22 protein-coding genes and 1 pseudogene are annotated in these 24,226 nt (G+C 64.6%); 8 read left to right on the top strand and 15 right to left on the bottom strand.

Going from position 1 to position 24,226, the window contains the following annotated elements; translation table 11 throughout:
• Positions 1-396: 396 nt before the first annotated feature.
• Positions 397-1,941, top strand: a complete 1,545-nt coding sequence (locus IVB28_RS25320) for a M15 family metallopeptidase (RefSeq protein ID WP_247529796.1) — start codon at positions 397-399, stop codon at positions 1,939-1,941.
• A gap of 354 nt (positions 1,942-2,295) precedes the next feature.
• On the opposite strand, the gene IVB28_RS25315 is transcribed toward IVB28_RS25320, so the two are convergent.
• From IVB28_RS25315 to IVB28_RS25300, 4 genes are read right to left on the bottom strand one after another with little or no spacing between them, the layout of a single operon-like run.
• On the bottom strand, positions 2,296-3,048 hold the full coding sequence (locus tag IVB28_RS25315) for an HAD family hydrolase (protein WP_247529795.1): 753 nt from the start codon (positions 3,046-3,048) through the stop codon (positions 2,296-2,298).
• Positions 3,045-3,932, bottom strand: a complete 888-nt coding sequence (gene hemF, locus IVB28_RS25310; RefSeq protein WP_247529794.1) for an oxygen-dependent coproporphyrinogen oxidase — start codon at positions 3,930-3,932, stop codon at positions 3,045-3,047. The genes IVB28_RS25315 and hemF overlap by 4 nt, the downstream gene beginning before the upstream one ends.
• A gap of 19 nt (positions 3,933-3,951) precedes the next feature.
• Positions 3,952-4,584 carry a 7-carboxy-7-deazaguanine synthase gene (queE, locus tag IVB28_RS25305; RefSeq protein ID WP_247529793.1) on the bottom strand — a complete coding sequence of 211 codons (633 nt, stop codon included), beginning with the start codon at positions 4,582-4,584 and terminating at the stop codon, positions 3,952-3,954.
• Positions 4,585-4,594: 10 nt separating this feature from the next.
• A complete protein-coding gene (locus IVB28_RS25300) occupies positions 4,595-5,062 on the bottom strand; it encodes a tRNA (cytidine(34)-2'-O)-methyltransferase (protein WP_247530167.1) in 468 nt (155 codons plus the stop codon).
• A gap of 278 nt (positions 5,063-5,340) precedes the next feature.
• On the opposite strand from IVB28_RS25300, the gene petA reads away from it, so the two are divergent.
• The 5 genes from petA (at position 5,341) to IVB28_RS25275 (ending at position 11,771) form a co-directional block, all read left to right on the top strand.
• Positions 5,341-5,871 (top strand): ubiquinol-cytochrome c reductase iron-sulfur subunit, encoded by a 531-nt coding sequence (petA, locus tag IVB28_RS25295; protein WP_026232845.1) that lies wholly within the window; start codon positions 5,341-5,343, stop codon positions 5,869-5,871.
• A gap of 62 nt (positions 5,872-5,933) precedes the next feature.
• Positions 5,934-8,006, top strand: coding sequence for a cytochrome b/c1 (gene fbcH / locus IVB28_RS25290; RefSeq protein ID WP_247529791.1), 2,073 nt, complete (start codon positions 5,934-5,936; stop codon positions 8,004-8,006).
• Positions 8,007-8,151: 145 nt separating this feature from the next.
• Positions 8,152-8,826, top strand: a complete 675-nt coding sequence (locus IVB28_RS25285; protein ID WP_247529790.1) for a dienelactone hydrolase family protein — start codon at positions 8,152-8,154, stop codon at positions 8,824-8,826.
• Positions 8,827-9,056: 230 nt separating this feature from the next.
• A complete protein-coding gene (locus IVB28_RS25280) occupies positions 9,057-11,222 on the top strand; it encodes an anthranilate synthase component I (RefSeq protein WP_247529788.1) in 2,166 nt (721 codons plus the stop codon).
• Between the two features lie 9 nt (positions 11,223-11,231).
• The gene (locus IVB28_RS25275; RefSeq protein WP_063196579.1) at positions 11,232-11,771 is read left to right on the top strand and encodes an adenine phosphoribosyltransferase; all 540 of its coding nucleotides are present in this window, start codon (positions 11,232-11,234) and stop codon (positions 11,769-11,771) included.
• 12 nt (positions 11,772-11,783) lie between these two features.
• Here the strand turns inward: IVB28_RS25275 and IVB28_RS25270 are convergent, their stop codons facing one another.
• The 11 genes and pseudogenes from IVB28_RS25270 to IVB28_RS25220 form a co-directional block, all read right to left on the bottom strand.
• Entirely contained in the window at positions 11,784-12,116 is a 333-nt protein-coding gene (locus IVB28_RS25270; RefSeq protein ID WP_247529787.1) for a GIY-YIG nuclease family protein, read from the bottom strand.
• Between the two features lie 84 nt (positions 12,117-12,200).
• Positions 12,201-12,869, bottom strand: a complete 669-nt coding sequence (locus IVB28_RS25265; protein WP_247529786.1) for a hypothetical protein — start codon at positions 12,867-12,869, stop codon at positions 12,201-12,203.
• 62 nt (positions 12,870-12,931) lie between these two features.
• A complete protein-coding gene (locus IVB28_RS25260; protein ID WP_247529785.1) occupies positions 12,932-13,684 on the bottom strand; it encodes a hypothetical protein in 753 nt (250 codons plus the stop codon).
• Between the two features lie 192 nt (positions 13,685-13,876).
• Positions 13,877-15,097: a M48 family metallopeptidase gene (locus IVB28_RS25255; RefSeq protein WP_247529784.1), complete on the bottom strand. Its 1,221-nt coding sequence runs from the start codon at positions 15,095-15,097 to the stop codon at positions 13,877-13,879.
• A gap of 32 nt (positions 15,098-15,129) precedes the next feature.
• Positions 15,130-15,690 (bottom strand): LemA family protein, encoded by a 561-nt coding sequence (locus IVB28_RS25250; RefSeq protein ID WP_247529783.1) that lies wholly within the window; start codon positions 15,688-15,690, stop codon positions 15,130-15,132.
• A gap of 137 nt (positions 15,691-15,827) precedes the next feature.
• Positions 15,828-16,805 (bottom strand): small ribosomal subunit Rsm22 family protein, encoded by a 978-nt coding sequence (locus IVB28_RS25245; protein ID WP_247529782.1) that lies wholly within the window; start codon positions 16,803-16,805, stop codon positions 15,828-15,830.
• A 112-nt stretch (positions 16,806-16,917) separates the two neighbouring features.
• Positions 16,918-20,382: a chromosome segregation protein SMC gene (gene smc / locus IVB28_RS25240; RefSeq protein ID WP_247529781.1), complete on the bottom strand. Its 3,465-nt coding sequence runs from the start codon at positions 20,380-20,382 to the stop codon at positions 16,918-16,920.
• Positions 20,383-20,599: 217 nt separating this feature from the next.
• Positions 20,600-21,256: a DsbA family protein gene (locus tag IVB28_RS25235; protein WP_247529780.1), complete on the bottom strand. Its 657-nt coding sequence runs from the start codon at positions 21,254-21,256 to the stop codon at positions 20,600-20,602.
• Between the two features lie 137 nt (positions 21,257-21,393).
• Entirely contained in the window at positions 21,394-21,882 is a 489-nt protein-coding gene (locus IVB28_RS25230; RefSeq protein ID WP_247529779.1) for a DciA family protein, read from the bottom strand.
• A gap of 2 nt (positions 21,883-21,884) precedes the next feature.
• Entirely contained in the window at positions 21,885-22,208 is a 324-nt protein-coding gene (locus IVB28_RS25225; protein WP_247529777.1) for a HigA family addiction module antitoxin, read from the bottom strand.
• Positions 22,180-22,461 (bottom strand): annotated as a pseudogene (locus IVB28_RS25220) (type II toxin-antitoxin system RelE/ParE family toxin). The gene IVB28_RS25225 and the pseudogene IVB28_RS25220 overlap by 29 nt, the downstream one beginning before the upstream one ends.
• A gap of 82 nt (positions 22,462-22,543) precedes the next feature.
• Here IVB28_RS25220 and mutY point away from each other — a divergent pair.
• Together mutY and IVB28_RS25210 are read left to right on the top strand one after the other, a co-directional pair.
• Positions 22,544-23,662: an A/G-specific adenine glycosylase gene (mutY, locus tag IVB28_RS25215; RefSeq protein ID WP_247529776.1), complete on the top strand. Its 1,119-nt coding sequence runs from the start codon at positions 22,544-22,546 to the stop codon at positions 23,660-23,662.
• A 52-nt stretch (positions 23,663-23,714) separates the two neighbouring features.
• On the top strand, positions 23,715-24,134 hold the full coding sequence (locus IVB28_RS25210) for a PaaI family thioesterase (RefSeq protein WP_247529775.1): 420 nt from the start codon (positions 23,715-23,717) through the stop codon (positions 24,132-24,134).
• The last annotated feature ends 92 nt before the right edge of the window (positions 24,135-24,226 follow it).

The raw sequence follows: 24,226 nt of genomic DNA, 5'->3' as shown, positions 1-24,226 counted from the left end.
GAAGTGTCCAGCCAAGGACGGTCGAGACTAGCCCGTACCGACATGGTCGAGCGGTCGATGTGGCGAAAAAAACGAAAAAGTGGATTCGGCGCTTGTCGCCTGCCCCCGTGACGCCATTTGGGCGTTCGCGACTTGCCTCGATCGAGGCACACTCTCGTATACGTCGCTTCGGGGCGCCAATCGGAAGTCGCCCGTGCGTCATCGAACTGCAACAGCGATTGTGAAGCACTTCACAACACGTCCTCAGCCCGAGGCGTAGGCTCCGATTCATTGAGCGTGTTGCGGATGCGCTGGCGTCCTTTGGCGTGGTCGGCTTTGGCTGGTTCACGCCGGACGTGGCTATGAAGCCGGCAAAAGCCGCGGCGGCTAACGTTGCATATTGCGGGGGGACTCTGAATGAGCACATCGGCGGACCGTCAGCGGATGGCAGCCTCCATCCTCAGCTTCGAAGCTAGGCGCGACAAGCAGGGACGACTCACAATCTACAAGCTGCCGGCTGACGATGGTGGCGGAGCGTATGAAGTCGCTGGCATCAACGAACGTTTCCACCCTGAAGAAGCACGGATGCTGGCCGATCTCGTCGAAGCGGGGCAGTTTCAGGAGGCGGAACGGGCGGCCTGCGAAATCATAGCCACTTACACCGACGGCGTGTTGAGTTGGTCGGGAAAGCCGGCGATCGAATGTTACTTGCGAGACTGCTGCTTCAACCGAGGTCCTCGTGGTGCTGCGCGAATACTCCAGAGGGCCTTACGCGTTCCTGACAATGGCGTGATCGATGACGCGGGACGCGCACTCGTTGCCGGCCGCGAGGACGACACGTTGGAGTTCCTGCAAGACCTGCGCACGGCCCGCGAGCAGTACGAGCGTGATGTCGCCAAGCGCAGCGAGACCAGCAAGTTTTGGAAGGGCCTGGTCAATCGCTGGAATAACGCATTGAACGTCGCAAAGAGTTTTATCACCAGCTCAGAGGAGGTTGTTGTGACCGACACACAGATCGAAACCCTCAGGATTCAGCCTCAGTCTCGCGGCTTCAGCGCAACACGAGCCGCGACCAGCGCAATGTTGTCGGGTGGAGTTGCAGGCCCGGCACCGGAGGTCGTTCCAATTGCGGAGACGCCGGTTTCGGTGCCGGGTGAATCGACGAGGCCCGTTGCTTTGCGGGCGCTCCGCCTTGGTTCGCAGGGACCGCTCGTCAAAGCCTGGCAGAGCTTTTTGCAAGGTCAGCATTTCGATCCGGGCGGCTTTGACGGAGAGTTTGGTGACAAGACCCAGGCGGCAACGAGTGCGTTTCAGGCGGCAAGCGGGCTAACGAGCGACGGCGTCGCAGGTCGCGAAACCATTTTGAAAGCCATGCAGCTTGGATTCGAGCTCATTGAAGAGCCCGCTTCTGACATGACTGGTTCAAACTTCCCGCCGCGACCCGATTTTCCGCCGCTCGAAAACACGGTCGCAAGGCGGGCGGTTTTTGGAGCGTTCAACTTCGTTTCGGATCCCCGTCCGGACAACCGCGAGAACATCCGAATCCTCGGGACCTGGGTTAGGGACAACATCGTCAGCGTGCCTATTCCCCAATTGCGGAAGGTTTTGGGAGCACATGCTCCCGCCTCCATGCAATTCCATAAGCTCGCCGCCGCACAGCTAAAGGCGCTCTGGGACGAGTGGGAGAGCGCGAATCTACTGGATAGGATCGTGTCATATGACGGATCTTTCGTGCCTCGCTTCATCCGGGGGTCGACCACGCAATTGAGCAATCATGCTTTCGGAAGTGCGTTTGACATCAACGCCGACGAGAATCGATTGGGAGCTCGGCCGGCGCTCATAGGCACTCGTGGATCAGTCCGGGAATTGGTCCCGATCGCAAACAAGCATGGATTCTATTGGGGCGGACATTTCGGAAGCCGCCCTGATGGCATGCATTTCGAAATCGCCTTCGTCCATTAGACGGACGAGATCGCGTCGCGCGGAAGCGTCCATCGAAGGCGACCGGATCGGTCGGGCCGAGTCACTCGGCCCGATACGTCGTTCTGTTCTAAGAGGACATCTGGCATGCCGGAGCTGAAGCACACCGATCCAGGTAGGATGCAGGGTTAGGCTGTTCAAAATCAGCCGAGATCGCGAGGCATCAATGTCGTCTGGCGGCGCAGAAGCTTGTCCATGGCAATTGCGACGATGGCATCATACCCCTGTTTTGCCCGACGAATCAAACGCGCTTCGTAAAATCCGTAAGGTGTTGATCTTGCTGGGGCCGTCTACTGTGCATGGGGTTGTTTTCAGTTTTTGTTTGGGCGGCCCTGATCAGGGCCGGCCCGGCACCAGTTCGGTCAGCGAGCGGATGATGCGGTCGGGCTTGACGGTCGAGCCTTCGGGCAGGCCATCGCCATGCACGTCGATCCAGATCGAATAGATGCCGAGACGCTGCGGCGTCACGACTTCCCATTCCAGATTGTCGCCGATCATCCAGGTGTCCTCGGCGGTGACGCCAAGCGCCTCCATCGCGTGCAGATAGGCGCGCTCCTCGGGCTTGCCGAAGCCGTGTTCGCCCTCGATCTGGATGTGGTGGAAGCGGTGCGCCAGCTCGAAACGCTCGACCTTGGCACGCTGGGTGTCGGCGGCACCATTGGTCACCAGCGCCAGCTTGATGCCGAGCGCCTTCAACTGGTCGATCGCTTCATGCGCGCCGGGGAAGACGAACATCTCCTCCTCGCGATAGGCGGTGAAGCGGTCGGCGAGGCGAATGGCGAGGTCGTCGGGCAGGGCGCGGTGGCCGGCCGCCGCGAGCGCGGCAAAACCGCCCTTGACCGTCAGGTGCCGCGCCTCGGCGAGCTTCATCCGCCATGCGGCTTCGGCATTGGCCCAGAAGTTTCGCGCGAAGGCGAGCACGGCGGTCGCGACCAGCGCTGGCGGCAGCGGCGCAAGCTCCTCGGCAAATTCGTTGGTGATGGTGTTCCAGGCGATCTCGGGCCGGCCATAGGCCGACAGGATGGTGTCGTCCATGTCGATCAGCATGGCGCGGGGGAGCAGCTTGGCGGCGGGCCGCATCGTCGTCATGGCCACTTCACCTCCGGCGGCAGCGACGACAGGATCGAGTCCACGTTGCCGCCGGTCTTGAGCCCGAAGATGGTGCCGCGATCATAGAGCAGGTTGAACTCGACATAGCGGCCGCGCCGGATCAATTGCTCCTCCCGGTCCGCAGCGGTCCAGGCGCTCGCGAAATTGCGCCTGACGATGTCGGGGTAGATCTTCAGGAAGGCGCGGCCGACATCTTGCGTGAAGGCAAGGTCCGCGTCCCAGTCGCCGCTGTCGTGCCAGTCGTAGAAGATGCCGCCGATGCCGCGCGCCTCTTTGCGGTGCGGCAGGTAGAAATACTCCTCGCACCATTTCTTGTATTTGTCGTAATCGGCAACGCCGCTCGGCTGGGCGCAGGCCTGTTTCATCGCGGCGTGGAAGGCAATGGCGTCGGCGTCCTCTTGCGTCCGCCGTCGCTCCAGCACCGGCGTGAGATCGGCGCCGCCGCCGAACCAGGCCTTGGTGGTGACGACGAAGCGGGTGTTCATGTGCACCGCGGGCACGTTCGGATTGCGCATATGCGCGATCAGCGAGATGCCGGAAGCCCAGAATTTTGGATCCTCCGCGGCGCCGGGGATCTGAGCCCGGAATTCCGGCGCGAACTCGCCATGCACGGTCGAGCAGTGCACGCCGACCTTCTCGAACAGCCGGCCATGCATCATCGACATCACGCCGCCACCTCCGGCCGCGCCGGTATGGTCGGTGCGCTGCCAGGGCGTGCGCTTGAAGCGGCCGGCGTCGCCCCGATAGAGGCTTGGCGGGGCGTCGTCCTCGAGCCGCTCGAAGCTCGCGCAGATGTCGTCGCGCAAGGCTTCGAACCAGGCGCGGGCGCGGGCCTTGCGGTCTTCGATCGTCGGCATGTCCATCTGCATTCCCGGTCGCGTCCTATCTGATGCCGAGCGACTTATGCGTCTGCACGCTGAGCCGCCATTGCGGATGGCGCAGGCAATAGTCGATCGCACGTGCGGTGTTCTGGACGACCTCGGGTCCGTCCATCGGCTGCAGCGAGAAGCGCTCGAAGGCGAGCTCCTCGAAGGCTTCGGGGGCGGCGAGGGTCTGCGGGTAGACCAGCTTCAGCTCGTGGCCTTGGCGCAGCACCAGCTCGCTGCCGCCCTTGGGGCTGACGCAGATCCAGTCGAGCCCCTCGGGCGCTTCGATCGTGCCGTTGGTCTCGACGCCGATCTCGAAGCCGCGGGCGTGGAGCGCGTCGATCAGGGCGACGTCGACCTGGAGCAGCGGCTCGCCGCCGGTGAGCACCACGTAGCGGTTGGCGGCGGTTGCCGTCCATTGCTCGGCGATGGTGTCGGCGAGCTGCGCGGCCGAGCCGTAGCGGCCGCCGAGGGTGCCGTCGGTGCCGACGAAATCCGTGTCGCAGAATTTGCAAATTGCCTCGCGGCGGTCCGCCTCGCGCCCGCTCCAGAGATTGCAGCCGGCAAAACGGCAGAACACGGACGCGCGCCCGGCATGGGCGCCTTCGCCTTGCAGGGTCAGGAAGATTTCCTTGACCGCGTAACTCAATTGTCTCTCCTCAACCTGTCGAACTTGCAGGGGCACGGATCTGCCGCAGCGCCTCGCCCGCGGCCATGGCCGCGGTCATGGCGACATTGAGCGACCGCAGCCCCGCTTTGATCGGGATCACCAGCCGCGCATCCGCGGCCTCGACCACCGCGTCGGTGACGCCGGCGCTCTCGCGCCCGAATAGCAGGATGTCCGACGTCTGGTAACGGAAATCGCGATAGTCGGTTGCGCCCTTGGTGGTGAACAGCAGCAGGCGGTAGCCGTGCAAGGCGCGCCAGTCCTCGAATTTCTGCCAGGAGTCGTGCCTGACGATGCTGACATGGCCGAGGTAATCCATTCCCGCCCGGCGGAACGCACGGTCCGAGACCGGGAACCCGGCCGGTTCGATGATATGGGCAGCCAATCCCAAGCAGGCGCAGAGCCTGAGAATCGTGCCGGTGTTCTGAGGGATGTCGGGCTGGAAAAGCGCTATCTGCAGCATGGGCGACGGGCTGGTTGTGGGGCGGAAATGTCTCAATAAAACATCGCCCGCCCGGGAATTCGTGCATTGCACGCTTCCCCGCCGTTAGCGGGCTTGCGCTCGCCCGGCAAGGGTGCCAATAGAACGATTCTGGACTGCTGTTTTCGCCTTGTTTCGGTGGGGACGAGTGAAGTTCTGCCGCCGCGGGGGGCCGCGGGCGCGGGCGGGCTGTTCTAGGGACCTTGGGGGCCTCCGGAGCGGTTTCGCCGGCTGCACAAGAAGAAAGGGTTGGAATCGTGACGACAGCGTCTTCGGCGGACCATCCGACACGCCGTGATTTCTTATTCGTTGCAACGGGGGCGGCTGCAGCAGTAGGGGGCGCGGCTGCGCTCTGGCCCTTCATCTCCCAGATGAATCCTGATGCGTCGACCATCGCCGCCGGTGCACCGATCGAGGTCGATCTCAGCCCGGTCGCCGAGGGACAGGACATCAAGGTGTTCTGGCGCGGCAAGCCGATCTACATCAGTCACCGCACCAAGAAGCAGATCGACGAGGCACGCGCCGTCAACGTGGCGAGCCTGCCCGATCCGCAGTCCGACGAGGCCCGGGTCAAGTCCGGCCACGAGCAGTGGCTGGTCGTGATCGGCATCTGCACCCATCTCGGCTGCATCCCGATCGCCCATGAAGGCAATTACGACGGGTTCTTCTGCCCCTGCCATGGTTCGCAGTACGATTCGTCCGGCCGCATCCGCCAGGGGCCCGCGCCCGCGAACCTGCCGGTGCCGCCGTACCAGTTCGTTTCCGACACCAAAATCCAGATCGGCTGAGCTTCGGGCCCTTGTCCGAAGCTTCGCGCCGTCTCGTCGTACTATTTCCTCAGGATCGCATCATGAGCGGACCATCCGACTACCAGCCGAGCAATCCGGCCCTGCAATGGATCGAGCGACGTCTGCCGATCCTCGGCCTCATGCACTCCTCCTTCGTGGTCTATCCCACTCCGCGCAATTTGAACTACTGGTGGACCTTCGGCGCCATCCTCTCCTTCATGCTGGGGATCCAGATCCTGACCGGCGTGATCCTGGCGATGCACTACACGCCGCATGCCGACCTCGCCTTCAAGTCGGTCGAGCTTCTGGTTCGCGATGTCAATTACGGCTGGCTGCTGCGCAACATGCATGCCGTCGGCGCCTCCATGTTCTTCGTCGCTGTCTACGTCCACATGCTGCGCGGCCTCTATTACGGCTCCTACAAGGAGCCGCGCGAGGTGCTGTGGATCCTCGGCGTCATCATCTACCTCCTGATGATGGCCACGGGCTTCATGGGCTACGTGCTGCCGTGGGGCCAGATGAGCTTCTGGGGCGCTACCGTCATCACCAATCTGTTCTCCGCGATCCCCTACGTCGGGGAGAGCATCGTGACGCTGCTGTGGGGCGGCTATTCAGTTGGCAACCCGACGCTGAACCGCTTCTTCTCGCTGCACTATCTGCTGCCATTCCTGATCGCGGGCGTCGTCGTGCTCCACGTCTGGGCGCTGCATGTCTCCGGACAGAACAATCCTGACGGCGTCGAGCCCAAGACGGAAAAGGACACGGTCCCGTTCACGCCGCATGCAACCATCAAGGACATGTTCGGCGTCGCCTGCTTCATGCTGCTGTACGCCTGGTTCATCTTCTACATGCCGAACTATCTCGGCGACGCCGACAATTACATTCCGGCGAACCCGGGCGTGACACCGCCGCACATCGTGCCCGAATGGTATTACCTGCCGTTCTACGCCATCCTGCGCTCAATCCCGAACAAGCTGGCGGGCGTGATCGGGATGTTCGGAGCGATCATCATTCTGTGCTTCCTGCCCTGGCTGGACGCAGCAAAGACGAAGTCGTCGAAGTACCGTCCGCTCGCCAAGCAGTTCTTCTGGATCTTCGTCGCGGTCTGCATCCTGCTCGGCTATCTCGGCGCGCAGCCGCCGGAAGGCATCTACGTGATCGCCGGCCGCGTTCTGACGGTCTGCTACTTCGCCTACTTCCTGATCGTGCTGCCGCTGCTCTCGCGCATCGAGAAGCCGCGGCCGGTGCCGAACTCGATCTCTGACGCGGTGCTGGCCAAGACCGGAAGCCGATCGACACCGATGGTCTCGACCGCGATCATGCTGGCGCTCGCCGGTTCGTTGTTCGCGGGCTCGGTCGACAGCGCGAAGGCGTCCGAAGGCAGCGACCAGCCGCCCGGCAACAAATGGTCGTTCTCAGGCCCTTTCGGTAAGTTCGACCGCGGCGCGCTGCAGCGCGGCCTGAAAGTCTACAAGGAGGTCTGCGCCAGCTGCCACGGCCTGTCCTACGTCGCCTTCCGGAACCTCGCCGAAGCGGGCGGACCAGGCTATTCCGTTGCGCAGGCCGCAGCGTTCGCGTCGGAATACAAGGTCAAGGACGGCCCGAACGATGCGGGTGACATGTTCGAGCGTGCGGGGCGCCCGGCGGATTATTTCCCATCGCCGTTCGCGAACGAACAGGCCGCGCGTGCGGCGAACGGCGGCGCCGCGCCGCCGGACCTCTCCCTGATCACCAAGGCGCGCTCGTACAAGCGCGGCTTCCCGATGTTCATCGTCGACTTCTTCACCCAATATCAGGAGCAAGGCCCGGACTACGTCTCGGCGCTGCTCCAGGGTTTTGAGGACAAGGTGCCGGAAGGTGTGACCATTCCGGAGGGCTCCTATTACAACAAGTACTTCCCGGGCCATGCCATCAAGATGCCCAAGCCGCTCAGCGACGGCCAGGTAACCTATGACGATGGCTCGCCGACGACCGTCGCGCAGTACGCCAAGGACGTCACCACGTTCCTGATGTGGAGTGCCGAGCCGCACATGGAAGCGCGCAAGCGCCTCGGATTCCAGGTCTTCATTTTCCTGATCCTGTTTGCGGGCCTGATGTACTTCACCAAGAAGAAAGTCTGGGCGGACTCCCACTGAGCGGATCAAAATGAAAATGCAGAAGCCCCCGCAAGGGGGCTTTTTTGTTGGCCACGAGACTGTGTTGTTTAGCGCGATTGCCTACCGCGCGCTCAATCGCCAAAATGCCGCCAACCGCTCCCCAACACTCATCGGAGGACACACCATGGGAACCGCCATCACCTTCAAGCGTCCGGACGGCAACGACGCCTCGGGCTATCTCGCCAACGCGGCGCGCGGCAACGCGCCGGGCGTGGTCGTGATCCAGGAATGGTGGGGGCTGTCGGACCAGATCAAGGGCCTGTGCGACCGCTTTGCGCTGGCCGGCTTCGATGCCCTGGCGCCCGATCTCTACAAGGGCAAGGTGGTGCCGTATCACGACACGGACAGCGCCAACAAGGAGATGAACTCGCTCGACTTCATGGACGCCACCACACAGACGGTGCGCGGCGCCACGCAATATCTTGCGCGCAACGGCGCCAAGGTCGGCCTGACAGGCTTCTGCCTCGGCGGCGCCGTCACCATCATCGGCGCAACCAAGATCCCGGAGCTCGCGGCCGGCGTCGTGTTCTACGGCATTCCGCCCGAGCAAGCGGCCAAGCCCGCGGACGTCAAGATCCCGCTCCAGGCCCATTTCGCCAACAAGGACGATTGGTGCACGCCGGAGCTCGTCAATGGCTTCGAAAAGGCCATGAAGGCGGCCGGCAAGTCGCTCGAGCTGTTCCGCTATGACGCCGAGCACGCCTTCGTCAATGAGCAGCGCCAGGCCGTCCACGACCGCGAAGCCGCCGAGCTCGCCTGGGGCAGGGCGACGGAGTTTTTCAGGAAGCATCTAGGGTAGGGCCACTTCCGTGGCGCGGCGTGCCACCCTTGACGCCGCCCCCGCGCCATGGTGAGTATCCGCCGCATGAGCACCGCCGTCCGCCCAGCCCGTCTTTGGTGGCGCACCTCCTAACGAGGTGGCCGGTGCGATTTTCCTTTCCCAAATCGTGTGAGGTCGCCCACGCAGTGCGGCGGCCTGATCGTTTGTCCTGTGTGGCGTTCCCTCGGCAAGTTTCGTAAGAGGACGACATGAACAGGACAGTCTTTGCCCTCCCGGCCCGAAGCGACTATGTGACCCGCGCGGGACTCGCGATCACGCGCATGGCCGAGCAGTTTACCGGCGGCGCCAACCGGCTCGACGATCTCATCAATCTGCTCGACCGCCGCCGCGGCGTGGTGCTGTCCTCCGGCACGACCGTGCCCGGCCGCTACGAGAGCTTCGATCTCGGCTTCTCGGACCCGCCGCTCAAGCTCGAGACCACGGGGATCAATTTCAAGCTGGAAGCGCTGAACGCGCGTGGGCAGGTGCTGATCGCCTTCCTCGCGGACGTCCTGCGCGAGCCCTGCCTGGTAATCTCCGAGAAGACCGCGTCGCGCCTGGCCGGCCACATCATTCGCGGCGATGCGCCGATCGAGGAAGACCAGCGCACGCGGCGTGCCAGCGTGATGTCGCTGGTGCGTGATCTCGTTGCCGCCTTCTCCGCCAACGACGATGGGCTGCTCGGCCTGTTCGGCGCTTTTGCCTACGACCTTGTGTTCCAGATCGAGGATCTCGTACAGAAGCGCACACGCGAGAGCGATCAGCGCGACATCGTGCTCTACGTGCCGGATCGCCTGCTGGCTTATGACCGCGCCACCGGCCGCGGCGTCGTGCTGAGTTACGACTTCGCCTGGAACGGCAAATCCACCGCAGGCCTGCCGCGCGAGACCGCCGAGAGCCCGTACCTGAAGACGCCGCGCCAGGGCTTTGCCGATCACGCGCCCGGCGAATATCAGGCGACAGTGGAGACAGCGCGTGCCGCCTTCGCCCGCGGCGATCTGTTCGAGGCGGTGCCAGGGCAGCTGTTCGCCGAGCCCTGCGAGCGCTCGCCGGCCGAAGTGTTCCAGCGCCTCTGCGTCATCAATCCGTCGCCCTACGGCGCGCTGATGAATCTGGGTGAGGGAGAGTTTCTCGTCTCCGCCTCGCCGGAAATGTTCGTGCGCTCGGACGGACGCCGCGTCGAGACATGCCCGATCTCGGGCACGATCGCGCGCGGCCTTGATGCGATCGGCGATGCCGAGCAGATCCGCCAGCTCCTGAATTCGGAGAAGGACGAGTTCGAGCTCAACATGTGCACCGACGTCGACCGCAATGACAAGGCGCGCGTCTGCGTTCCCGGCACCATCAAAGTGCTGGCGCGCCGGCAGATCGAGACTTACTCAAAGCTGTTTCACACCGTGGATCACGTCGAGGGCATGCTGCGTCCCGGCTTCGACGCGCTCGATGCCTTCCTCACCCATGCCTGGGCAGTCACTGTCACCGGTGCGCCCAAATTGTGGGCGATGCAGTTCGTGGAAGATCACGAACGCTCGCCGCGCCGCTGGTATGCCGGCGCGATCGGTGCGGTGAATTTTGACGGCAGCATCAACACCGGCCTCACCATCCGCACCATCCGCATGAAGGATGGTCTTGCTGAAGTGCGCGTTGGCGCCACCTGCCTGTTCGATTCCGATCCCGCCGCCGAAGATCGCGAGTGCCAGGTCAAGGCTGCCGCGCTGTTCCAGGCACTGCGCGGCGATGCGCCAAAGCCGCTGTCGGCCTTTGCGCCTGATGCGACCGGCTCGGGCAAGCAGGTGCTGCTGATCGACCACGACGATAGTTTCGTGCACATGCTCGCCGATTATTTCCGCCAGGTCGGCGCCAGCGTCACCGTGGTCCGCCATGTGCATGCGCTCGACATGCTCAAGCAGAAGAGCTGGGATTTGCTGGTGCTGTCGCCGGGTCCTGGACGCCCTGAGGATTTCGCGATCAAGAAGACGATCGACGCGGCGCTCGAGAACAAGCTGCCGGTGTTCGGCGTCTGCCTGGGCGTGCAGGCCATCGGCGAGTATTTTGGCGGCGAGCTCGGGCAGCTCACGCATCCCGCCCACGGCCGGCCCTCGCGGGTGCAGGTGCGCGGCGGGCGGCTGATGCGCAATCTGCCGAACGAGATCGTCATCGGTCGCTATCACTCGCTCTTTGTCGAGCGCGACAGTATGCCTGAGGTGTTGTCCGTCACCGCAACCACCGAGGACGGCGTCGCCATGGCGCTGGAGCACAAGACCCTGCCGATCGCCGGCGTGCAATTCCATCCGGAATCGCTGATGTCGCTCGGCAATGAGGTGGGACTACGTATTGTCGAGAATGCGTTCCGGCTGGATGCGCGCGTTGATTGAGAGGCACCAATGACCTTCGACCATGATATTAAGGCGAGCGTCCGCACCATTCCCGACTATCCTAAGCCGGGGATCATGTTCCGCGATATCACGACCTTGCTCGCGGATGCGCGCGCCTTCCGCCGCGCGGTCGACGAGCTCGTCAATCCCTGGGCCGGCAACAAGATCGACAAGGTCGCCGGCATGGAGGCGCGCGGCTTCATCATTGGCGGCGCGGTGGCGCACCAGCTCTCGGCCGGCTTCGTGCCGATCCGCAAGAAGGGCAAGCTGCCGCACACCACCGTGCGGATCGCTTACTCGCTCGAATACGGCATCGACGAGATGGAGATGCATGTCGACGCGATCGCGCCCGGCGAGCGCGTCATCCTGGTCGACGATCTCATCGCCACCGGCGGCACCGCGGAAGGCGCGGTGAAGCTGCTGCGCCAGATCGGCGCCAACGTCGTCGCAGCCTGCTTCATCATCGACCTCCCCGAGCTCGGCGGCGCTGCCAAGCTGCGCGCCATGGACGTGCCGGTGCGCACGCTGATGACGTTCGAGGGGCACTGAGCGCCGCTGCGGTCAGATCGTTTCGGCCTTCAGTTCTGAGCACCAATGCAGCAGGCGCTCCTTCAGGAGCGCGTTCCTGACATAAGCGCTCTCCTCGTCGTCCAGACGCTCGCATTCGCCAAACGATAGCCCCGCCTCGCCATGCGTGTTCCAGGCGGCCTGGAGGCTGCGGCACGTGTGGCTGCCGAGGCGCAGCGAGAACCAGATGCGGTTCTGGATCTGTTCCAGGTTCGGCGCCTGGCCGACCCAGGCTTCGCCCGAGACCGCGCAGCGCACGACGAAGATGCCCGCGATGGTCTTTCGCTCCTTGTAGGCGGCGATCGCTGCTTTCCGGTCGATGCTCACGTGAAGGGCCTTGTTGAGGGACGTTGCTGGCCAATCCCAGTAGCGGCAGCCCCGCCTTGTGTCAATATTACCCGGGTAAAATATTCAGGATCGCTGCAGGATCAGGTTGAGCTCGAGCTCGCGGAAGGCGAGATAGTTGCGCCGGGTCCATTGGTGCAGCTCGGTCGAGGCGTCCTTCTCCTGGCGCAGGTAGCCGGTGAAGGAGAAGTTCAGCCGGTCGACATAAGTCTTGAGGAAGCCCGGCAGCGCGGGCAGGCGGAACAGCCGGCCGCCCGCCATCGCGGCCGGCAGCTCGCCGCGAACGACAAATTCGTTGTCCACCGTGATCAGGTTCATGCGCGGGATCCGCCCGCGCAGCATCTCGTGGCCGCGAAGAGAGACGCGGTCCGTGTCGGCAACGAACAGGATCTGAGGCGCGACATGGCGGCGCGCCGCCTCCTTCAACAGGCCGATCTCGTCGCTCATCTTGAAGAACTCGTCGAAGGCGTGGAAGCCGAGATCGATCACCTTGGCAAGCCCGTCGTCGACGATGACGCGGTCCATCAGCTGCATCTTGCCGTACGTGTCGATCACGTCGGCGGTCTCGGTGATCCCCGGCAGATAGTCGAGCAGCGACGGCTCCTTCAGATTGACGTCGAAGGCCGCGACATTGCCGTTCTTGAGCAGCAGAAATTCCGCAAGCAGCCGCGCCAGCAGGGTCTTGCCGACCTGCGGGCGGGGCGAGCAGATGATGTAGACGGGCGTCACGGGCATCACGAACTATTATCTGAGCGAACTCACCGCCCAATCCAGCCGTATCCGCCCGGGGTCCGCAACTATTTTTCGCTGTTGCGGGTCACGGGTTTCTGACCGACGATGTCGGTCAGGCGGATGCGGTCGAACTCGCTCCAGACATTCGCCAGCCAGTGCCGAACATAGCCGCGCAGCACGAAGGAATAGTTCGCGGCCTCGTCGTTGATGCCCTTGTTGGCGACGAATTTCAGGAAGGGAACGGAGGACACCTCGACCTGCTCATACGCCATTTCGTTGAGCTTGGGGATGGTCAGCTCGGTCGCGTCCTTGATGCGGTGGAAGTAGGAATTATAGGTCGCCTGGTCCCACTGGAAGAACTGCGTGTCGTTGATGAAGTTCTTCACCAGGAAGTACTTGGCTCCCCCCATGAAATTCGCGGTTTCGGCGATCTCATCCAGCGAGGCGATCGACGGGCCGAGGATGTGGAACACGGCAAAGGTGATCTGGCCGGCTTTGGCCGCGTCGAGGAAGCCGATGTCGCGCAAGGAGGCGAGTGCCGGGGACAGCAGGCCGGCGCGGACGTCGATCACGGTCACCGACGGGCTCGTCGCATTGAGCGTATCGAAGATCTTCATCTGATCCGACGTCGTCGTCATGTCGACGATCTCGGTGATATCGGGGTGGAAGCGCTTCAGGGTTCCGCGGGGCGACTCCGTGTCGAAGGCGCGCGTCGGCACGTTGTTGGCTGAGAAATAATCGAGCAAGGTACGCGACACCGTGGTCTTGCCGACTCCGCCCTTGTCCGCGCCCACCACAACCACTGCCGGCTTTGCCATTGCTGTCCCCTAACGCGCCCCCGATCGCGAGGTCGCAATCGGCCGGGCCCAATCGAATGTCCCGAGTCTGCTGTTGGGCGCGAACATGGCAGAAAGAAGGGAGAATTCAAATCTCTGGCGCCGCGCAGCGGCAATTCCCGGAGTTTTTCCAAAGCGCCGCGAAACCGGCCTCGCAGGCCGCAGACGACGTCCTCAATGGCGGCCCCAAGGACCCATCGGATTGATGGGGGCGCCTGTTGCGGTTCTGGCTGGGCTGGGTGTAGGCACAGGCGGCGGACTGGCTGAGCCGCCTGCATCGTCCCAGGGCCCCTGACGCAGCGGCGGCGGGGCGTCCTGCTGTTCGTCCTGCGTATCGGGCGCCTCTGCCTCATCGCCGGGCGGCGGTAGCGGCCCCGGATCGCGGCCGCCGGCAAACTTGACCAGCGCATCGACCCTGGATTGCACCGACGGGTGGGTTGCGAACAGATCGGCAAATCCCTCGCGGGGATTGTCGACGCAGAGCTCCATCACGGCCGAGGTCGCGCCGGGCAGTTCGCCGCGATTCTCGATTTTGCGCAGCGCCGAGATCATCGCATCGGGATCTTTCGTCAGCTCCACGGAGCCTGCGTCGGCCAGATATTCGCGCGAGCGGGACAGTGCGAGCTTGACTACCTGGGACAGCAGCCAGGCCACCACGATGAGCACAATCGCGATGATGATCACGATCACTGCGCCGCCGCCGGAATTCTTGCTGTCGCTCGACGAGGAGGACGACCGCGACGACGAGGAGGAGCCCGAGGACGACGGCCCGCCGGAGCCGGAGCTCCAATTGAAGTTCGTGAACAGGCGGAAGAACAATTCGCCGAAGAAGCCGACCACGCCGGCGATGATGACGGCGACCACCATGAGCTGTACGTCGCCGTTCTTGATATGGGTCAGCTCGTGGCCGAGCACGGCCTCGATCTCCTTGTCGTCAAGCGCATTGAGGAGACCTGTGGTGACCGTGATGGAATATTGCCTCGGATTGAGGCCGCTCGCGAACGCGTTCAGCGCCGCGCTCTCCATGATCTTCAGCTTCGGCATGGTGATGCCGCGCGAGATGCAGAGGTTTTCGAGCAGATTGTAGAGCCGCGGTTCCTCCTGCCGGGTGACGTCATGGCCGCCGGTGACCGCATCGATCATCGACTGGTGGAAGAAATAGGCGATCACGATCCAGGCCGCCGCCACGACGGTAGCAACGGGGGCTGCGACTTTCAGATCCTGGAAGGCGTGGTTCAGGTAGAAGGCGACGGTCCGGTTGCTGTCGATGAGAACTTCGGCGACCAGCGCGCCGGCATAGACCAGCACGTAGACCAGCATGAACAGGCCGCCGAGCAGCAGCATCGAACGAAGCTTGTTCGAAGCGATATGCGTATAGAGACCATACGCGGCCATGACGCGCGTGCCCTGCGGCCTATCGGCTCAACTCAGAACTTCACCTGCGGCGTCGCCTCGACCTCGGTGCGGCTGGCGCCGAGATCGAAGAAGTCCTTCTTGGTGAAGCCGAACATGCCAGCGAACAGCGCCGCTGGCATCTGCTGGATGCCGGTGTTGTATTCCTGGACCGCGTTGTTGAAGAAGCGGCGGCTCGCCGCGATCTTGTTCTCGAGGTCAGAGAGCTCGCTGGCGAGCTGCTGGAAATTGGCATTGGCCTTGAGGTCGGGATAGGCCTCCGAGAGGGCGATCAGCCGGCCGAGCGCACCCGAGAGCTGGTTCTCGGCCGCGGATACCTGCGTCGGCCCCTGCGCCGACATCGCCGAATTGCGCGCCTTGATGACGTCGTCGAGAGTGCCGCGCTCATGCGAGGCATAGCCCTTCACCGTCTCGACCAGGTTCGGGATCAGATCGTGGCGCTGCTTGAGCTGCACGTCGATATCGGCAAACGCCTGACCGACACGCTGGCTCAGCGCCACCAGGCGGTTGTAGGCGCTGAAGCCTAAGAACACGAGGACGACGATGACGCCGAGAACGATCCAGCCGGTCGACATGGAGAACTCCTGGAGGGGGAAGAAAGCGGGCCTAGCCTAAACCAAATTGGGGCAGGGCGAGAGCCCCGCGCAGAGGGGAGGTAAGACTTGGTCGAATGAGGAGCCATCCAAGTTCAAGGCGAAAACGGCCAGCGAAATTAACTATCGGACAGGATCGCATCGCCCCAGCGCCAGCGCCGTGCATCCGCATACGCCGCCCTGTCGCGTCGTGGGACTTTCGTCAGCGCAACTCCACCGTCCATGCAAAGCTTGGCCGTGATCTCGGCCTTGCCCAGGTCCGGCGGCGCAAGCACGCGGGCGGCGCGGCTCTTGGGCGGCGCGCGGGTCAGGGCGACGTAGATGAAGCGCTCGTCCTCGAACGGCACCTCGGCACCCTTGATCTGGCGGTGCGCCTGCGAGCGCGGCAGGCGCTGCGAGAAATGGCACCAGTCGGGCGCGATCAGCGGGCAGGGCTTTTCGTGCGGGCACGGTGCGGCGACGTAGGCACCTTGTGCGATCAGTTGCCGGCGTAGCGCGAGGATGCGCCCATAGCCGGCGGGCGTGCCGGGCTCGATCACGAGCAGCGCGTGGCGCGCCTTCGCCCACATCGCCTCGGTGAGCGTGCGTTGGTCAGCTTCACTGAGTTCGCCGATGAGGTAGCTTGCAATGACGAGGTCGGCTTGCGCGACCTCGGCCAGGTTGACGCCGGCATCGCCCGGCAGATAGCGGCACTCCGCCAATCGCGTGCTGCCGCGCGTCAGCTCGAGCGCAAGCCGGCTCAGCGTGGGGTTGGCGTCGAGCAGCGTGAAATCCTGCAGCGAGGGCAAGGCTTCCGCGGCCGCCCAGCTCGCGGTGCCCGGGCCTGCGCCAACGTCGAGCAATGTTTCCGGGGCCAGATCAGGCGCGATCCCGGTGAGTGCATTGAGGCTGGCCGCCACCGCCGCGTAGGTCGCCGGCATGCGCGCCAGCGCATAAGCGAGCGCATCGGCGTCCGACTTGATCGTGCCGGAGCCGCCGCCGGCGCGGTAGGTGGTGGAGATCTTCTGCGAGCGCTGCGCAGCGTCGCTCCGCGAAAAGCCCTGCAGCTTGCCGTCGAGGGCGGCCTTGAGTTCAGCGGGGAGGGCGGGGGCGATCATCAGCAACCTCACGTCATTCCGGAGCGCGCGAAGCGCGAATCCCGGATCTGGAGATTGTCAGCGCGCGATTCCGGGTTCTCGCTTCGCGAGCCCCGGAATGACACCAGAGATATCACGCCACGTTCTGATCGAGGATGTCCACGGCCTCCGACAGGCTCACCGACACCAATTGCGACACGCCGCGTTCGGCCATGGTCACGCCGAACAGGCGGTTCATCCGCGCCATCGTGATCGGATTGTGCGTGATGATGATGAAGCGCGTGTCGGTCGAGCTGGTCATCTCATTCAGCAGGTTGCAGTAGCGTTCGACGTTGTGGTCGTCGAGCGGCGCGTCGACTTCGTCCAGCACGCAGATCGGTGACGGGTTGGTCAAGAACACGGCGAAGATCAGCGCCATCGCGGTCAGGGCCTGCTCGCCGCCCGAGAGCAGCGACAGCGTTTGCGGCTTCTTGCCCGGCGGCTTGGCGATGATTTCGAGGCCGGCTTCCAGCGGATCGTCGCTCTCGATCAGATGCAGTGCGGCCTCGCCGCCGCCGAACAGCTCGACGAACAGGCGCTTGAAGTGGGTGTTGACCACTTCGAACGAGGTCAAGAGCCGCTCGCGCGCCTCCTTGTTGAGGCTTTGGATGCCCTGGCGCAGCCGCTTAATGGCTTCGACCAGGTCGTCGCGCTCCGTGACGAGGCCATTGTGCTGGGTTTCGACCTCGCGCAGCTCTTCCTCGGCGCGCAGATTGACTGCTCCGAGACGCTCGCGATCGCGGCGCATCTTTTCGAGATCTTCCTCGATGTCATGCAGCGGCGGCAGCTCCGCACCCGGCTCGATCTCGGCCAGGCCGGCGACGGCCTGCGGCTCAACCTCGAGCATGTCGCGGATCTCGCGCTCGATGTCCTCGAGCCGGCGCCGCGCGCCTTCCGTGCGCTCCTCGGCGCGCGCGGTGGCCTCACGCGAGCTGGAAAGTGCTTCCAGCGTCAGCTTGGCGACGCGGTCGGTCTCGGCCATCGCGCTTTCCGCGGTGGCGAGCGCGTCGGCGGCCATGCGGCGGTCGTTCTCGGCGTATTCGATCTCGGTGATCAGCGCGCTGCGCTTCTCGGCGAAAACGGCGGGCGCGTTTTCGAGTTCGCTGCGCTCGATCGTGAGCTCGGCGATACGGGCCTGGATGGTGTCGATGTGAGAGGCCGCGCTCTCCTTGCGGTTCTGCCACTCGGTGCGCTCGGCGAGGATCGCCTGCACGCGGCGGTCGGCGAGCTCGGCTTCCCGGGCCAGCGCCTGGGCCTCGGCGCGGACCTGGGCCGCCAGGCGGCGATGGCCTTCGATGTCGCTGCGGACGGCGGCAAGACGAGTCTCGGTGTCCTCGCTCGACGGCAACTCGGAGATGCCGGCTTCGGCATATTCATATGCGGCTTCGGCTTCGGCGCGGTCGGCGGCGAGACGGCTGTGCGCTTCGGACAACGTCGCCTTGCGCGCGGCGTGACGGCTGATCTCGCGTTCGGCGCTGGCATGCCGCTCGCGCGCCACGTTGAGCTCACGTTGCGCAGCGCGCCAGGCTTCACGGCTGGCGCCTTCGGTGCTGGCGGCCATCTGCAGCTCGGCCTCCGCGTTCTCCAGCGCCTGGCGCTTGATCTGCGCGTCGATGCGGGCCTGTTCCAGCTCGTTCTCGATGTCGACGAGGCGGGCGCGCTCGGCAAGGCGCCGCGCGGCGCCGGTCGGAGCGTGAGCGGCCGCGACAAAGCCGTCCCAGCGCCAGACGTCGCCCTCGGGCGAGACCAGCCGCTGGCCGGTCTTGAGCTGGGAGACCAGCTCGGCACCGCGTTCGCGCGGCACCACGCCGATCTGCGCCAGGCGGCGCGCCAGCTCGGCCGGCGCCTGCACGTGATTGGCGAGCGGTACGACGCCCTCGGGCAGCTCCGGATCGCCATCGGTGACGCCGGCATTGGTCCAGCGCATCGGCGCGGAGGGATCGACCGGGGCGTCGAGATCGTCGCCGAGGGCGGCGCCGATGGCTTTTTCAAACCCCTTGTCGACCGTGATGCCGTCGATGATCGGCGGCCACAGATTCTTGGTCTCGCCGTTCAGGATCTTGGAGATCGTGCGCGCTTCGGTTTCGAGCCGCTGCGCGCGCTTGTCGGCTTCGACCAGCGGCGAGCGCGAGGATTCCAGCGTCTGGCGCGCCGCGACATGGGCGGCTTCGCTCGCCTGCGCCGCGGCTTCCGAAGCCGCCAGCGTCTGCTCCGCGGTTTCGACCGTCGCGGTCAGCTCGTCGAGATCGCCGAAACCGCCGGTCTCGGCGGCAAGCTTCTGCTCTTCCGCGGTGACGTTCGCGATCTCCTGGTCGAGCCGGGCAAGCTTGTCGCGGTGGGTGCGGACGTTGGCTTCGAGCTGATTGCGCTTGGCGGTGAGGTCGGCGAGCGCGGTGGTGAGCTCGGCGAATTGCTGCTCGGTTTCGGTCAGCACCGCCTCGGCTTCGCCGACGCGCTCGTCGACGCCGGAGCGCTTCTCGACGCGCGACTTGATCTCTTCCTTCAGCTCGGCATCTTCGGTGTCGAGCCGTTGCAGCGCGACGTCGGCGTCCATGGTTTGTTGCTGAGCACGGGAAATATCGCCTTCGAACTGGGCGAGGCGACGCTCGAGCTCGGCGACGCGCTCCTTGGCGCGCTCTTCCTCGCGGTCGAGCAGCTCGCGGGCATTGGTCAGACGCTGCAAGCCTGCAGCGGCGCGGGCTTCGGCATCGCGCAGCGCCGGCATTTCGGCGGCGCGGATCGCCTGAATGCGGGCGGCTTCGGCTTGGTGCTGCGTACGTTCGGCCATCTCGCGGACGGCGAGATCATGGGTCCGGCCGGATTCGCTGACGTCGGCATGGGCGCCGATCCAGCGCAGGTGAAACAGGGTGGCCTCGGCCTTGCGGACCTTGGCCGCGACCTCGCGATAGCGCACCGCCTGGCGGGCCTGCTTCTTCAGGCCTTCCATCTGCCCTGCGAGCTGGCCGATCACGTCCTCGACGCGGGTGAGGTTGGTTTCGGCCGCCTTCAGCCGCAGCTCGGCCTCATGGCGGCGGGCGTGCAGGCCGGCAACGCCGGCGGCGTCTTCCAGCACGCGGCGGCGCTGCTCGGGCTTGGCCTGGATGATCTCGCCGATCTTGCCCTGGTGGACGAGGGCCGGCGAGCGCGCGCCGGTGGCGGCGTCGGCGAACAGAATCTGCACGTCGCGGGCACGCACGTCGCGGCCGTTGATGCGATAGACCGAACCGGCCTCGCGCTCGATGCGGCGTGAGATTTCGAGGAGCTGGCTGTCGTTCATCGCCGCCGGCGCGGTGCGATCGGCATTGTCGATCGTCATCGTCACTTCGGCGTGGTTGCGCGCGGGACGGTTGCCGGAGCCGGCGAAGATCACCGCATCCATGTCGGCGGCACGCAGCGACTTGTAGGAGGTCTCGCCCATCGCCCAGCGCAGCGCCTCGACGAGATTCGACTTGCCGCAGCCGTTGGGGCCGACGACGCCGGTCAGGCCGGGCTCGATGACGAAGTCCGTGGGCTCAACGAAGGACTTGAAGCCGTGAAGGCGCAGGCGGGTGATTTTCATAAGCACGCATCTCTTTTGGCAGGCGCGAATCCCCCTGCCGGGACAATACCATGGAAGGCAATGTCGCTCTCTGGGTGAGTCGCGCGAGGCGGCTCATGCGGCTGGACAATGGCCGCGGTGCGCCGCAAGGGCAACCAGCGAAAGCCGCTTTTCCCAAGGGATTTATGCCGGGAAAGATACGGCTTTCGAGATGCGAATCAGAGTCTTGACGAGCGAATCAGCTCTTCAGCAGCGGATTGATCTTCTTGGCGAACTCCTCGAACGAGGCCTCGCCCTTGATCTTCTCGCCGTTGATGAAGAAGGTCGGCGTCGAATCCACCTTCAGCACGTCGCTGGCATATTTCTGGTCGGCGGCGATCTTGTCGAGCAGCGCCTGGTCCTTCAGGCAGGCTTCGACCTGCTGTTGGGTCAGGCCGGCCTGCTTGCCGATCCGCGTCAGGGTCTCGGTGGTATTCTTCATCACCCAGTCGTTCTGCTGACGGAACAGCATGTCGGTGACCGCAAAGTATTTCGGCGCGTCGTCCTTGGCGATGCAACGCGACAGCATCGCGCCGGCGGCGGCTTTGATGTCGAGCGGGAACTCGCGGAAGATGTAACGCACCTTGCCGGTGTCGATGTATTCCGTCTTGATCTTGGGGAACACCTGCTCGTTGAAGGCCGCGCAGTGCGGGCAGGTCATCGAGGCGTATTCGGTGATGGTGACGGCGGCGTCCTTCGGGCCGAGCGCCATGTCGGGCAGCGATACGGGCTTGGCGACATCCGCGCCGCCCTGCGCCATCGCTTCAGAGACGAACCGGAGCGGCGAGAGCCCAGCGACCGCGGCAAGCCCGGTCAGCGACAGCATCGTGGTGAAGGCGCGGCGGGTGATGATCACGGTCGACTCCCGAATTGCAAAAATGTCGCCCAGGGGTCTATCGAGTTCCCGCCCGGGCGGCCTGTCGCTAGCTTGAAACGTCGATTGAGGCAATGGCGGGGGGCCCGGACAGGTCCAGATTGGCGCCGGAATGAGGCTCAATTTCGCTTGATGGCGGCCCCCAGCCGCGCGAGCGCCGTCTTTAGTTGGTCATCTTCGATGTCGCCCAGGCTCTCCGCCACCTTGGCCACCGATTTGGGATCGGGCGGGCCGGGTCGAACCGGCCGCCAGGCGCGCGACAGCGGGGCCTGGCGGAAGGCCAGCTTGCCGACCGCGCTCCAGCCGAAGAAGCGGTTGACCCGCTCCAGGATCACGTCGGCGGAGTGCTGGATCTCCAGCGCCATCGGCCCCTCGACGCGCAGCACCAGCGTCGCCGGCTCCTGCGGCTGGCCCTCCACCGGCCGCGGCCATTGCATCTTCAGCGGCTCGGCATGAGCTGCGATCTCCGCTCCTGCAATCTGCGCCCACCGCGTCACCAGCTCACGCGCGGCAAAGCCCTGCTTGGCATAGGCCTCGGCAAAGACGTCGTTGAGCAGGATGCCCAGCGGCTTGGCGCTGATCGGACCGGGTTTGGAGATGCGGGCCATAGCTATGCCGCCGCGCGGGGCCGGATGGCCTTTAAGTCGTGATTGATCTCGCGCCGCCGCTGCAAGAGGTCGTAGTCCATCTGGAGGCCCAGAAAAAAGCCTTCCGACACACCAAAGTAGCGGGCGAGCCGGAGGTCCGTGTCAGCGGTGATGTCACGCTTGCCGAGGACGATCTCGTTGATCCGCCGCGGCGGCACGCGAACAGCGCGCGCCAGCGCGTTCTGGCTCAGATCCATCGGTTTCAGGAACTCCTCCAGCAGGATTTCGCCGGGATGAGGATTGCGGAGGACCTGGTTCCTAGCCGTGGTAGTCGACGATTTCGACATCTCTCGGTCCTCCGTCGTCCCAAACAAAGCAGATGCGCCACTGGTCATTAATCCGGACCGAATGCTGACCTTGCCGGTCGGATCAGAGCTTCGAGCCGGTTGCCCGGGGGAACCCTAAGATCGGCCAATACACGCGCTTGGTTCGACAAGCGCAGTTTTCGTAAAGCTACATTCTGATGTCGGGCGGCAGTTTTCGACTTCGCCGCCCGGACCAGATCAACTCGGTCTCTGAGTTGGCGAAGTTCTGGATCATGCTTCTTTATAACGCAAGGCGTTATAGTGCACAACGGTCCGGTTGCGCTGGCCATCGCCGGAATCCTCATCTAGTAAGGCGAATGTCCTCTCCGACTGCGCGCAAGAACGAACGGAGCTCAGCGGCGAGTACGTCCTCGGCCCGCCCGAGATTGCTGCTCGATTGGTACGACCGCCACCGCCGCCGATTGCCCTGGCGCGCCGCTCCCGGCGAGGCATCCGACCCTTACTGCGTCTGGCTGTCGGAGATCATGCTCCAGCAGACCACGGTGAAGGCGGTCGGGCCCTACTTCGAAAAATTCGTCGCGCGCTGGCCTGATGTCACGGCGCTCGGGCGGGCCTCGCAGGACGACGTGCTGCGGATGTGGGCCGGGCTCGGCTATTACTCACGCGCGCGCAATCTCCATGCCTGCGCGGTCGCAGTGACGCGCGACCATGGCGGCACCTTTCCCGACAGCGAAGCGGGCCTGCGCGCGCTGCCGGGCATCGGGCCTTACACCGCGGCTGCGATCGCGGCGATCGCGTTCGACCGCAACACCATGCCCGTCGACGGCAATATCGAGCGCGTGGTGTCGCGGCTCTTTGCAGTTGAAGAAGAGCTCCCGCAGGCAAAACCGATGATCCAGCAGCTGGCGGCGACGCTGCTTGCCGACTCTCGCGCGGGCGACAGTGCACAGGCGCTGATGGATCTCGGCTCTTCGATCTGCACGCCGAAGAAGCCGGCCTGCTCGCTATGCCCCCTGAACGATGATTGCATGGCGCGCGCGGCGGGCACCCAGGAGACCTTTCCGCGCAAGGCGCCGAAGAAGACCGGCACGCTACGGCGCGGTGCTGCCTTCGTTGTGACACGCGGCGACGAGCTGCTCGTTCGCTCAAGGCCCGAAAAAGGCCTGCTCGGCGGCATGACGGAAGTGCCGGGCTCGGACTGGCTCGCCAGCCAGGACGATGCGACCGCGAAGCAGCAGGCGCCGGAGCTGAAGGGATTGTCACCCTGGCAGCGCAAAATGGGCGTCGTCACCCACGTGTTCACACATTTTCCGCTCGAGCTAGTGGTCTATACCGCGAAGGCGGAGGCGCGCACGCGTGCGCCCGACGGCATGCGCTGGGTGCCGACCGCGACCCTTGCCGGTGAAGCGCTGCCCAACGTCATGCGCAAGGTCATTGCCCACGCGCTCGACCTTCCACCGGGCCCATCCTCCTGACAGCACGCTGGCAGCAGCGCTGAGCTAGGGAACTGCGAAACGGAGGCTGCCAATGGTCAAGACCGCGCTCGACAACTTCAAGCGACCGCCCTGCGCCGAGCTGCTCGGATGGCGTCTGCTCGATGCCCGTCCGGAGGAGGGCTGGATCAAGCTCGCCTTCGACGGCAAGCCGGAGTTCTGCAATCCTGCCGGTTTTATCCAGGGCGGCATGCTTTCGGCCATGCTCGACGACACCATGGGCCCCGCCGTGCTGGTGATGACCGAGGGCCGGCTCTACACAACGACCATCAGCATGACGGTAAATTTCCTCAGCCCCGCAAAGCCCGGACCGATCATCGGCGAGGCCAAGGTGACTCAGCTCGGCAAGACCATCGCGTTCGTGGAGGGTAAGCTGATGGCGGAAGACGGCACGGTGCTGGCGACGGCAAGCGCGAGCGAGCGGTTGCTCGAAGCGGCGCGGGTGGTGCGGTAGGTGGTACACCTCTCTCGCTCACTCGCCCCGTTCTTACGGGGAGAGGGTGGGGTGAGGGGCCTCTCTCCGCATGTAAGATTGTCGAAAGACCT

This window comes from Bradyrhizobium sp. 199, assembly GCF_023073355.1.
Taxonomy (GTDB): Bacteria; Pseudomonadota; Alphaproteobacteria; order Rhizobiales; family Xanthobacteraceae; genus Bradyrhizobium.
This window is presented reverse-complemented; position numbering and strand designations above follow the sequence as displayed.